This is a genomic window from Azorhizobium caulinodans ORS 571, from assembly GCF_000010525.1.
In the GTDB taxonomy this organism is placed as follows: domain Bacteria; phylum Pseudomonadota; class Alphaproteobacteria; order Rhizobiales; family Xanthobacteraceae; genus Azorhizobium; species Azorhizobium caulinodans.
Map to the genome: position 1 here is coordinate 5,050,001 of NC_009937.1, position 11,658 is coordinate 5,061,658.

Sequence of the window (11,658 nt, forward strand, 5' to 3'; positions counted from 1 at the left end):
GCATCGTCGCGACGCTGCTGTGCTGGTTCCTGGTTGATTTCGACGAGCCGGAGTTCGATCTGCTCTCCCGCTTCGACTTCACCGGCCTCCTCGGCATGGCCGTCTTTCTCGGCAGCCTGGAATATGTGCTGGAGGAAGGCGAGCGGGACGACTGGTTCCAGTCGGACACCATCGTCTTCTTCTCGGTGATGATCGTGATCGGCGCGGTGCTCTTCTTCTACCGGGCGTTCCGGGCCGAGCAGCCGGTGGTGGACCTGCGCGCCTACAAGGACCGCAATTTCGCGGTGGGCTCCATCCTCACCTTCATGCTGGGCGTGGTGCTCTACGGCCTCACCTATCTCTATCCGCTCTTCCTCGCGCAGGTGCGGGGATATAATTCGCTTCAGACAGGCGAGACGGTGTTCGTCACGGGCATCGCCATGTTCATCTTCGCGCCCATCGTGGGCATCCTCGGGCGCAAGCTCGACCCGCGGCTCGTCATCGGCACGGGCTTCGTCTGCCTCATCATCTCCTCCTTCGAGCTGACGCCCATCACGAAGGACTGGGGCTTCTACGAGCTGATGTGGCCGCAGCTCCTGCGCGGCGCGGCGCTGATGATGTGCATGGTGCCCATCAATGTGGTGGCGCTCGGCACCCTGCCGCCCTCGCAGCTCAAGAACGCCAGCGGCCTGTTCAACCTGATGCGCAATCTCGGCGGTGCCGTGGGCCTCGCGATCATCAATACGGTGCTGAACAGCCGCTGGGACCTGCACATGGCCCGCCTGCGCGATGCGGTGACCTGGTCGCGGCCCTATGTGCTCGACACGCTCAATTCCATCACCGCCGGCTTCCAGGCCCGCCTCGGCTCGGATGCGGAACTGGCGGCGACGAAGAAGATCGCCCAGATGCTGCGCCAGCAGGCGCTCGTCATGGCCTTCTCGGACGTCTTCCTCGGGATCACGATCTTCCTGTGCGCGGCGGCCTTCCTCGTCTTTCTGGTGCGCAAACCGCGGGCGAGCGCCGGCTCGGCTCCGGCCCACTGACACGCGGCTCGAAGGGAAGCCTCAGGCGTCCCGCGTTCCGGTGGAGCGGGTCGGGCCGCGGGAAGGCGCGAAGCCGCCACGCTCGGAGGACAGGCGCAGCACATTGTCGCCTTCGCGCTTGGCTTCGTAGAGCGCGAGATCGGCGTCGTTCAGCAGCACCTCCACCGTGGCCTGCCCGAGCCGGGAGGCCGCAACGCCGCCGGAAGCCGTGCAACAGAGGTTGTGCGGGGTGGCCGCGCGGGCATGGTGCGTGAAACGGTCGAGCACGCGGCGCGCCGTGGAGACCGCCGCCCGGCCATCGAGCCCCGGCAGCACGAGGGCGAACTCCTCGCCCCCCAGACGACCGGCCACATCTTCCGGGGACAGGCATTCACGGGCCGCCAGCGCGAAGGCACGCAGCACCGCATCACCCGCAGGATGGCCGTAGCCATCATTGACCTGCTTGAAATCGTCGAGATCGAAAATCACGACGCTGTAAGGGTGCCGCGCCAGTCGGCAGGCTTCCGCCTGCTGCCCGCCCTGCGCGAAGAAGGCCCGCCGGTTGAACAGGCCGGTGAGAAAGTCCGTATCCGCCGCATGGCGCAGGCGCAGTTCCAGCCGCTCCTTGGCGAGGGCCAGCACCAGAATGGCCAGGGTCTGGATGGCGATCATGCCTTCCAGCACCACCAGGCTGATCCAGGGCGAGTCGCTCGGCACCATTCCGTTCGGCAGGAAGCCCAGCAGCACCGGAATGCGCACGAGGACCACAACGGTATGCACCCCCATCAGCGCCACGAGGGGCACGCGCGCGCTATAGGGTTCGCCCCGCCGGAGCTCGAAGGTGGCAAGGCCCAGGAAAAGGCCGATGAAGCCGGAGCCGACAAGGCTGCGGTAGCGGGGCCAGATGTCGAAGACGGGCGTTGCCCAGATGGCGATCCAGGCGATCAGGATGGCGGCCATGATCCGCCAGGGCAGCGGCCGATGATTGAACGCGCGCGCGCCGGCCCAGATGAAGCTGACCGCGAGGAGGACGATGGTGGAGCCGAGGGCGTTTGCCAGACGCCCCGTCGGGCCGAGAAAGCCGCCGCTGATCACGAGGCCCAGACTGGCCACCAGCAGTCCGCTGCCGGCCCAGGCCAGCAGACCCTCCGAGCGATCCGACCGCCAGCTCCACAGCAGCGCCGTGCCGCTGACGGTCATCGTCAGCCCGAGGGCACAGAACAGGGTTGCCGGATCGAGGAACATCGAACGCAAGTCACCTTGAGCGGCATGAGCGGAGCAGCAAGCTACCGGCACATGACTGACAGGAGAATATTGCATCCGCCTAAACGCGGCTTTGGGCTGTGGCAAAATCGGGCCCGATCGGAAGAGCACGCCCGCGCCGCCGGGCGGCCGGAGAAAGCGGGAGGGTGAGGCGACGTTTCGGCTTGAAACCTGCCGGGCGTCCGCGTCATCTGTGCGCAACCCGGAGGTTTCCCATGATCACGTTTTCAAAGGCTGCCGCTGCCCTCGCATTCTCAGGCCTCGTTCTGGCGGGCGCCTCGTCGGCGCAGGCGCAGACCTGCCTCGAGCAGATCGTCGCGCTCCAGAGCCAGATCCCGCAGTCGCAGATCGACGCCATCATGAATGCGGTGCCCTCCCAGCCCCAGACCATCGGCGCCCAGACCGATCGCCAGCCGACGCCCGGCTCCGTCGCGGCGGCGGAAGGCGGACGGCCGGAGCTGTCCGGCGCGGTGGCCGCGCTGAACAAGGCGCAGAACCTTCAGGCGGCCGGTGATCGCGAAGGTTGCCTGAAAGCCGTCGAAGAAGCGCGCAAGTTGCTCGAAAAGAAGTAGGATAGTAACTCCTGGCTGAAAATGGGTTCATTCTGAATAGTTTGCCAGGAAAACGTCATGGCAGTGTCAAGTAATGAAGCACAGGTAGCGCACCTTCTTCATGAATTGCCGGACACATGCCATGCGTTGGTTTCGCCGTCCTCGGCTCGTTCTGCGTTTGACCATCGGCCGCAAGCTCGCCGCCGTGCTGGCGCTTCTGGCCGTGGTCACGGCACTCGTCTCCGCATTCGGATATCTCCAGATCGCGCAGGAACAGGAGCGCGCCGAACAGGTGGAAGGCATCTGGAGCGGCGCGCTGCACGCCCAGTCGCTGGCCCGCGCCATCGAGCATGCGGTGGTGGCGGCGAATGCCGTCTATACGGCGAAGGACAAGACCGCCGCGCGCGAGAAGCTCCAGGGCCTGCAACAGGCGCTCAAGGATGTTTCCGATGCCCGCGAGCCCTTCTTCGCGGCGCTTGAGGGCCAGCTCGATCCGATCCGCAAGCTCAAGCTGACCAACCAGCTCAACGAATTCATCGCCTATCAGGAAGACACGGCCCAGCTCGGCCTCACCATCTCTCCCGCCGCAGCGCTCCTGCAGGCCAATGAGGAGCCCACGGTGAAGAGCCGCGAGCAGATGGTGGCCAGCATCACCGCGCTCGGCAATGACGTGTTGGCGGGGCTCGACAAGACGCGCATCGAGGCCGCCACCCAGCGCGGTCAGGCCCAGATGGCGCTCATTGTCGTGCCGGCCATCGGCCTCCTGCTGGCGCTGGGCGCCGCAGGCTGGCTGACCGTGACGCAGATCCAGCGGCCGCTGATCCGCCTCAAGTCCAGCATGGCCGCCCTCGCGGACAATGACCTTGAGGTGGAAGTGCCCTTCACCAAGCGCCGCGACGAAATGGGCGAGATGGCCCGCGCCATCGAGGTGTTCCAGCGCGCGCTCCTCGAAAAGCGCGACGCGGATGCCGCCCTGCTCGCCCGCGCCGAGGCCGACCGGCAGCGCGCCGAGCATCTGGCGGAAGCCGCCCGCGCCTTCGAGGAAGAGGCCCACGCCATGATGAGCGCGGTGGCCGAGGCCGCGGAGAAGATGAACGGCGCCGCCGACGCCATGGCGATGGCCTCCAGTGCCACCCAGACGCAGGCGCAGCAGGCCGCCGACGCGGCCGATGCCGCCGCCCGCGCGGTCAATTCCATCGCCGGCAGCGCCCGCCATCTGTCGGACTCCGCCGACGAGATCGGCACGCGCATCCGCACCACCAGCGAGATCGCCGCCGCCGCGCTCCAGGAAACGGAACAGACCGGCGCCGCCGCCAACCAGCTCGTGGCGGCCGTGAGCAAGATCAGCGAAGTGGTGGGCGTGATCGCCTCCATCGCCGAGCAGACCAACCTGCTGGCCCTGAACGCCACCATCGAAGCGGCGCGCGCCGGCGACAAGGGCCGCGGCTTCTCGGTGGTCGCCAGCGAGGTGAAGGCGCTGGCCGAGCAGACCGCCCGCGCCACGGCGCAGGTGACGGACGAGATCACCAATATCCAGAACGCCAGCCGCGGCACCTCGAAGGCGGTCGAGCTGATCGCCGAGACCATCCGGAACATGAACCTTCTGGCGCGCGAGGTGGCCGATGCCGCCGTGGGCCAGGGCCATGCCAGCCGCGATATCTCGGTGAGCATGGACGAGGCCGCCGGCGGCTCGCGCACCGTGTCCGCCAGCATCGGCGGCGTGCAGGATGCGGTGGCCTCCAACGGCGACCACGTCTCGGAAGTGCAGACGCTCGCTGGCCGCCTTGCCGAGCGCGCGCAGCTTCTCGGCCGATCGGTGGAAACCTTCTTGAGCTGCGTGCGCGCGGCCTGAGGACGAGCCTTCCGCGCGCGGCCGGCCTCAGAGGCGGTCGCGCAGGCCGTAATAGGTGAGACCGGCGACGAGCAGCGGGTAGCGCAGCAGTGTGCCGCCGGGAAAGGCCGGAACCGGAAAGCGCTCCAGCAGCGCCAGCCGGTCCAGCCGGCCGGACACGGCCTCCGCGAGGATCTGGCCGAAAAGCGGAGCGAGCAGCACGCCCTGCCCGCTGTAGCCGGCCGCCACCAGCACCCGTCCGCCCAGGCGGCGGACGAAGGGGTTGCGGGTCATGGTCAGGCCCAGCACGCCGCCCCAGCCATAATCGAAGCGCACGTCGGCCAGTTGCGGGAAGATGCGCAGCATGTAGGGCCGCACGAAGCCCGGCACGTCCGCGCGCAGGGCCCGCCGGTAGCTCTCCCCGCCCCCGAACAACAGGCGCCTGTCGGGCGAAAGGCGGAAATAGTTGACGACGAAACGCGTATCCGCCACCGCCGCATCATTGGTGATGAGCGCATCGCCCCGCGCGCCCAACGGCTTGGTGGCGGCGATATAATTGGCGATGGACATCACATGGGTGTCCACCCGCCGGTCGAGCCCGTCCATGAGACCGTCGCCGCATTCCAGCAGGCGGTCCGCCGTCACCACCGGGCCGTGGGCGGTGGTGACACGCACCCCGTCCGTACTTTCCGAGACGGAGACTGCGCGGGCCCGCTCATAAAGGCGCGCCCCTGCCGCCTGCGCCGCGCGCGCAAGGCCAAAGGCGAGCTTGAGGGGGTGCAGATGGCCGCCCTCCGCATCGAAGCTGCCGCCGTGATAGGCGTCGGAGGCGACCAGCGCGCGCACCTCATCCCGCGACAGCGGCGAGATGGCGCCATAGCCATAGGTCTCTCGCAGATGGCGGGCGTAGGCGTGATCCTCGGCCGCAAGCTCCGGCTTGTGTGCCGCGTGGATCAGGCCGTCGCGCCATTCGCAGCCGATGGCATGGCGGGAAACGAGATCGCGCAGCAGGGTCTTGGCGTCCTGGGCCAGATCCCACAGCTTGCGCGCATCGTCCTTGCCCAGATGCGCCTCGATATGGAGCTGGTCGCGCCGGTGGCCGGTGTGGATCTGGCCGCCGTTGCGGCCGGACGCACCGGAGCCGATGCGCCCGCCTTCCAGCAGCACCACATCGAGACCCTTCTCGGCCAGATGCAGGGCCGCCGACAGGCCGGTGAAGCCGCCGCCGACCACCACGACGTCCGCCCGCGTGTCGCCCGTGAGGGAAAGGCCGGCCGGCGGGGTGCCGGCCGTCGCGGCGTACCAGGAGGCGGGATGTTCGAGAGCCGGTTCAGCCGCGCTCATGTCCCGCGCCTCACACGTTCAGCAGCAGATATTCCCGCTCCCAGGGCGAGATGACCCGCATGAAGGTCTCGAACTCCGCCTGCTTCACCGCCGCATAGGTGGTGACGAAGCGCCGGCCGAGCACCTGCGCCAGCTCCTCGCATTCGGCGAACTCCGCCACCGCTTCGAGGAGCCCGCGCGGCAGATCGAAGGGCTTGTCCTTGGCGTCCCCCTCCAGCGGCTCCGTGGGGCGCAGGCCCTGCGAGATACCGAGATAGCCGCAGGCCAACGAGGCCGCGATGACGAGATAGGGGTTGGCGTCCGACGAGGGCACCCGGTTCTCCACCCGCCGGGCGGCCGGCAGGGAGGGAGGCACGCGCAGACCGGCGGTGCGGTTGTCATAGCCCCACTGCACATTGATGGGCGCCATGGAATCGCGCGTCAGCCGCCGGTAGGAATTCACATAAGGCGCGAGGATGCACAGCACCGCCGGCAGATATTTCTGCTGGCCGGCGATGAAGGAGAAGAATTCCGGCGTCGGGTCGCCATCCTCGTCCGAGAAGATGTTGCGGCCGGTCTTGGCGTCCACCACCGACTGGTGGATGTGCATGGCGCTGCCCGGCTCGTTGGCGATGGGCTTGGCCATGAAGGTCGCGTAGATCTTGTGCGCCAGCGCCGCCTCGCGGATGGTGCGCTTGAAGAGGAACACCTGATCGGCAAGCGTCAGCGGATCGCCGTGCAGCAGGTTGATTTCCATCTGCGCCGCGCCGTCCTCATGGATCAGCGTGTCGATGGCGAGGCCCTGCGCCTCGCAATAATCATACATGTCCTCGAAGAGGGCATCGAACTCGTTCACCGCCTGGATGGAATAGGACTGGCGGCCGATCTCCGGCCGGCCGGAGCGCCCCACGGGCGGCTTCAGCGGATAGTCGGGATCGGTGTTCGGCTCCACGAGATAGAATTCGATCTCCGGCGCCACCACCGCTTTCCAGCCGCGCTTGGCATAGAGGTCGAGCACGTTCTTCAGCACCTGCCGGGGCGCTTCCTCGACCGGGCGGCCGTCACGGTGATAGGCGTCATGCACGAGCTGGGCGGTGGGGTCCTGCGCCCAGGGCACGCTGCACAGGGTCGCGAAATCGGGTTCGAGAACGAGGTCGGAATCCGCCACCACGGAATCCACCAGCCCCTCGTAATCGGGGTATTCGCCCGAGATGGTCTGGAAGAAGACCGAGAGCGGCAGGTTCATCACCGGCGAGTGCAGGAATTTCGAGGCGGGCATGATCTTGCCGCGCGCCACGCCGGCGAGGTCCGGCACGATGCATTCGATCTCGGTGATGCCGCGCGCCGCCATCCAGGCCTTGGCCTCCGCGAGGCTTGCGACCCCGCGCGGCGATTTCAGAAACGCCTTGTCCGACGTGTCGGCAGTCTTGGTACGCTTGGCCATGAAGCCCCCAAGGGCGCCTCCGCCAGCCGCGCATGGGCCACGGCGGACAAGCCCTGTGATTGGTTGAGAGCAGCCGTTCCAGCCGGGGCGTCGCCGCCCTGCCGGAGCCGCCTGCGGAGCCTGTTCCGGACCGCTGTTGTGATCCGCTGAAGCTCCAGAATTATGACAGCCACCGGTGAAAGGCGGGCCGCCACGGTCCATGCCTCAGGGAACACCCGCCCCCCGGCAGGTGTCAACGCGGCGCCGCTCCCGCTTCGGGACAGGTGCCCGATCCGCCCGGAACGAGTCCGGAACGAATCGCGGCCGAATCGACAGCGGCCCGCCGTTCCCGTTTTGGACGGCGGACGCGCCCCGGCGGAAGGGCACGGGCGTCTGCTGTCAGGGCTTGGCGGGGGCAGGAGCAGCGCCGGCATTGGGCTCGGTCTCGAAGCTCGTCGCCTCGAACACCGCCGTGCCGATCATGGTCTCGATGGAGATGCGGAACGGCGCCATCAGGCGGGTGCCTGCGATGGGCACCAGCCAGACATACATCTCCTTGTTCTCCATCATGTACTTCACGGTGGAGCGGGTCGGCCGGTGGCCGGCGACGGGGAAATAGGAGACCCGGCACACGACCGCATCGCTCGCATAGGTCTTGCCCGCCTTCACCGGCTCCGTGCGCAGGTAGCTGAGGCGGATGTCATAGCGCTGGCGGCCGTCGAAGACCGGGATGGTGCGATCGCACGCGGCGGCCGAGATCATCTCGGCCGATCCCGGCACATAGACGAAGGCCCCGCTCATGGGGTCGATGATGCTGGTGAGGTGCGCCGGGGTCACCTCGATGCGGTCCGGCAGCGGCTTGATGGGCGGCTCCACGTCCACCTCCTTCGCCGTGCCGTTGGCAACGGCGACGCGGACCGCCTCGTCCTTGCCGTCGGCGGTGGCGGAGAAGGCAAACACCTGCGGATTGAGGCCGTTGGGTCCGATGGCGCCTCGGGCGGCCACGTCCCCCTTGCCGGAGGAGATCACCCGGAGCACGCCGGTCACCCGCCCCGTGCCGGCCAGTTCGTAGGATGTGGCGGTGGCCCGGCCTGCGACGACGGCGCGCGCCACCGAGACCCCGCCAACGGTCAGCGTGTAGCGGGCCGTGAAGCGCCCGTCCGCCTGCGCGCCGGCCGGCAGGAAGGCCAGCAGCGCACCTGCGAGGCTGAGGGCGGCGAGGCGGAGAGAGGCAAGGTGCGGACGCATACGGTTTCCGGGTGTGGAGCGGGCCAGATCAGGCGCACCCCGCCCCGGGGTCCTGATTCGAGGTCAGCTTGAGCCGCCATTGTGCCATGAGTGAGGACGCCCGCCGATGCACCAGCCCTGCCCCCGAGGCCGGTAAAAATGCGGCATCGCCCGCGCCTTGAATCGGCCAAGGTCATTGACTTACGCGGCGTTTATCACGATCTTGCGGCTCTGCCCTCGCGCCGAGCCCAGACGATGCAGCCCGCTGCGCTGTCCCGTCGCCCGCACCGGGGCAAAAAGATCAATGGCAAGAGGAGTTTGCCGCCATTCGCCGCCCCATGAGACCCGTCGCGCCGGAGAAGGATGGCCCGCGCGTCAACGAAGAGATCCGCATCCGCGAAGTTCAGCTGATCGACCAGGACGGTCAGAACCGCGGCGTCCTGCCCACCCGTGACGCCTTGTTGCTGGCGCAGGAGGCCGGGCTGGATCTCGTGGAGATCTCGCCCAACTCCAGCCCGCCGGTCTGCAAGATCCTCGATTTCGGCCGCTTCAAGTATCAGAACCAGAAGAAGGCCAGCGAGGCGCGCAAGAAGCAGAAGGTGGTCGAGGTCAAGGAGATCAAGCTCCGGCCCGGCATCGACACGCACGACTACGACGTGAAGATGAAGGCCATGCTCCGCTTCTTCGAGGAAGGCGACAAGGTGAAGGTCACCCTGCGCTTCCGCGGCCGCGAGATGGCGCACCAGGATATCGGCTACAAGCTGCTACAGAAGCTGAAGGAAGACGTGACCAACATCGCCAAGGTGGAAGCCGAGCCGATGCTGGAAGGTCGCCAGATGATCATGATCCTCGCGCCGCGCTGAGCGCGCACGAGGGATCCAGAACGGAAACGGCCCGCCTTCGCACTGAAGGCGGGCCGTTCTGTTTTCAGGGTTCCGTCACATGGTGCCGAACGGCACGGGTCTACTGGCAGGGATGGCGCAGGCCGTCATAGCCGAGATAGGTGCCGGTGCGCGGATCGAACGACCGGTACTTCGAGGCGCAATAGGCCTGCCAATTCGCGGCATTGGCCTGGTTGGCCTGATTGGCATTGGCCGCGCTTGCTGCCGCCGCGCCCAGTGCGAGGCCGCCGATCACGCCGGCCGCAACCGCAGCGCCATTGTTGTTGTAGTTATAGTAGCGGGGACCGTAATAGCCGGGGCCGCGCCAGCCGGGACCGCCCCAGCCGCGCTGGTAATAGCCCGGTCCGCGCCAGCCTGGGCCGCGCCAGCCGGCGCGGGGCCCATTGCCGCGCCAGCCGCGGGGCGGCGGCGGCCCGACGCGCGGAGCATTCGGCGCAAGCGGGTACTGGACCTGCTGGACTGGAACGGAGGTGCCGCCACCGATCTGCATGGCGCCCGCATTGGTCGCGCCCGCACGGGCCATCTGCGCCTGTGCGGCGCCGGGTAGACCGAGCGAGCCCGCGACAGCGGCGGCAAGGATGATCGAAGACGTGCGCCGGAAGGCGCCGATGTTCTGGGTCATTTCTGTCTCCTTCCGGAGAATAAACGCCTCAGCCGCCGGAAGGTGCCATTGCGTCACGGGGCCGTGAACGGGCGCCCATGACGCAAGAGACCTCATGTGCAGGGATGCCGGCGGCCGTCATATCCCATGTAGGTGCCCGTCCGCGGATCGAACGAGCGGTACTTGGACGCACAATAGGCGTACCAGTTGGCCGGCGGCGGGGGTGGCGGCGGCGCGGCCACCGCGGATCCGACGATGACGCCCGTGGCAAAGCCCGGCGCAAAGCCCCAGCCCGGTCCATAGCCATAATAGCCGCCCCAGTAAGGTCCGGGGCCCCAGCCACCGGCACGCCAGCCCCAGGCCGGAGGCGGCGGCGGACCCCAGCCGCCCCGCCAGCCCCAGCCGGGGCCGCCCCAACCGGGGCCGCCGCGCCAGCCGCCGCCCCAGCCGGGACCACCCCAGCCGGGCCGGTACTGAACGCTTTCGGTGACGGGAGCGCGGGCAGCCTCGGCGGCGGGGGCCGGCAGGGTGCCAAGTTGCAGGGCGCCGGCCGCGGCGGGGGGTGGCGCCAGGGCAAGGCCCGCCATCAGCGCGAGGGCGAGCGAAGAGAGCGCGGATGTGCTGGAAATACGCATGGCAATTCCTCCGACGGATCCCTTTTATTCCAACACTTTGGCATTCTCGGGGTTCCGAACGTCGAAGATTGGCCGCTTTGACGCGCCCGGCCGGCCCGCGCCGCTTGCGTTTTCGAGCCGGCTCCTGTAACGAGTGCGGCCTTCCGAACCGGCCGGCGACAAGGGCTGCCGTGCTGGTTCTTATTGCTCACTAACAAGAGGCCGAAAGCCCCGCGCGGCAACGGGCGGCGGATCGCGGCTACGGAGAGCCAAATGCCCAAGATGAAGACCAAGTCGGGAGCGAAGAAACGCTTCCGTCTGACGGGTACCGGAAAAGTTATCGCGGGGCAGGCCGGCAAGCGCCACGGCATGATCAAGCGGACCAACAAGACGATCCGCAACCAGCGCGGCACCAACATCCTGTGCGAGAGCGATGGGCGGATCATCCGCAAGTCGTTCCTGCCGAACGGCTGACGCCAGAACCGCGATAAGGAGCTGATCCATGGCCCGCGTGAAACGTGGCGTTACCTCACACGCCAAGCACAAGAAGGTCTTCAAAGCCGCCAAGGGCTTTTACGGCCGTCGCAAGAATACCATCCGCGCTGCGAAGTCGGCCGTCGAACGGTCGATGCAGTACAATTACCGCGACCGCAAGGTGAAGAAGCGCACGTTCCGCGCGCTCTGGATCCAGCGGATCAACGCGGGTGTGCGCGAACTCGGCATGACCTACGGCCGATTTATCGATGGTCTCGGCAAGGCCGGGATCGAGGTGGATCGCAAGGTGCTCTCGGACATCGCCGTCCATGAGCCCGAGACCCTGAAGGCCCTGGTGGAGAAGGCGCAGGCTGCCCTCGCGGCCTGAGCGACCCCGCCCGGCGCATCCCGCGCCTGACCCGAGACCCTGAAAGCCCCGCGCGCTCGC

The 11,658-nt window shown here is 67.8% G+C and carries 12 protein-coding genes (1 of these 12 running past the window's edge); 6 read left to right on the forward strand and 6 right to left on the reverse strand.

The features are described from left to right. Positions 1-1,022, forward strand: the 3' portion of a protein-coding gene (locus AZC_RS22760; protein WP_012172956.1) for a DHA2 family efflux MFS transporter permease subunit. It extends 553 nt beyond the left edge of the window; only the last 1,022 of its 1,575 coding nucleotides appear in the window; the start codon falls outside the window, past its left edge; it ends in the stop codon at positions 1,020-1,022. Between the two features lie 21 nt (positions 1,023-1,043). Here AZC_RS22760 and AZC_RS22765 read toward each other — a convergent pair whose 3' ends face one another. After that, complete coding sequence (locus AZC_RS22765) at positions 1,044-2,246, reverse strand: GGDEF domain-containing protein (protein ID WP_043879770.1); 1,203 nt, start codon at positions 2,244-2,246, stop codon at positions 1,044-1,046. 233 nt (positions 2,247-2,479) lie between these two features. On the opposite strand from AZC_RS22765, the gene AZC_RS22770 reads away from it, so the two are divergent. Further along, positions 2,480-2,836: a hypothetical protein gene (locus tag AZC_RS22770; protein ID WP_043879771.1), complete on the forward strand. Its 357-nt coding sequence runs from the start codon at positions 2,480-2,482 to the stop codon at positions 2,834-2,836. A gap of 121 nt (positions 2,837-2,957) precedes the next feature. Further along, positions 2,958-4,667 carry a methyl-accepting chemotaxis protein gene (locus AZC_RS22775; RefSeq protein ID WP_244421758.1) on the forward strand — a complete coding sequence of 570 codons (1,710 nt, stop codon included), beginning with the start codon at positions 2,958-2,960 and terminating at the stop codon, positions 4,665-4,667. Between the two features lie 27 nt (positions 4,668-4,694). On the opposite strand, the gene AZC_RS22780 is transcribed toward AZC_RS22775, so the two are convergent. From AZC_RS22780 to AZC_RS22790, 3 genes are all read right to left on the reverse strand, one after another. Next, positions 4,695-5,990, reverse strand: a complete 1,296-nt coding sequence (locus AZC_RS22780) for an NAD(P)/FAD-dependent oxidoreductase (RefSeq protein ID WP_012172960.1) — start codon at positions 5,988-5,990, stop codon at positions 4,695-4,697. Positions 5,991-6,000: 10 nt separating this feature from the next. Then, entirely contained in the window at positions 6,001-7,413 is a 1,413-nt protein-coding gene (locus AZC_RS22785; protein WP_012172961.1) for a glutamine synthetase family protein, read from the reverse strand. Positions 7,414-7,791: 378 nt separating this feature from the next. After that, a complete protein-coding gene (locus AZC_RS22790) occupies positions 7,792-8,640 on the reverse strand; it encodes a DUF3108 domain-containing protein (protein ID WP_012172962.1) in 849 nt (282 codons plus the stop codon). A 317-nt stretch (positions 8,641-8,957) separates the two neighbouring features. On the opposite strand from AZC_RS22790, the gene infC reads away from it, so the two are divergent. Further along, complete coding sequence (gene infC, locus AZC_RS22795) at positions 8,958-9,482, forward strand: translation initiation factor IF-3 (protein WP_012172963.1); 525 nt, start codon at positions 8,958-8,960, stop codon at positions 9,480-9,482. 100 nt (positions 9,483-9,582) lie between these two features. On the opposite strand, the gene AZC_RS22800 is transcribed toward infC, so the two are convergent. Then, positions 9,583-10,143 carry a BA14K family protein gene (locus AZC_RS22800; protein WP_043879772.1) on the reverse strand — a complete coding sequence of 187 codons (561 nt, stop codon included), beginning with the start codon at positions 10,141-10,143 and terminating at the stop codon, positions 9,583-9,585. A 92-nt stretch (positions 10,144-10,235) separates the two neighbouring features. Further along, a complete protein-coding gene (locus tag AZC_RS22805; protein ID WP_012172965.1) occupies positions 10,236-10,757 on the reverse strand; it encodes a BA14K family protein in 522 nt (173 codons plus the stop codon). A gap of 252 nt (positions 10,758-11,009) precedes the next feature. Here AZC_RS22805 and rpmI point away from each other — a divergent pair, with 252 nt between their 5' ends. Together rpmI and rplT are read left to right on the forward strand one after the other, a co-directional pair. Continuing rightward, on the forward strand, positions 11,010-11,210 hold the full coding sequence (gene rpmI / locus AZC_RS22810) for a 50S ribosomal protein L35 (protein WP_012172966.1): 201 nt from the start codon (positions 11,010-11,012) through the stop codon (positions 11,208-11,210). Positions 11,211-11,238: 28 nt separating this feature from the next. Further along, complete coding sequence (gene rplT / locus AZC_RS22815; protein ID WP_012172967.1) at positions 11,239-11,598, forward strand: 50S ribosomal protein L20; 360 nt, start codon at positions 11,239-11,241, stop codon at positions 11,596-11,598. The last annotated feature ends 60 nt before the right edge of the window (positions 11,599-11,658 follow it).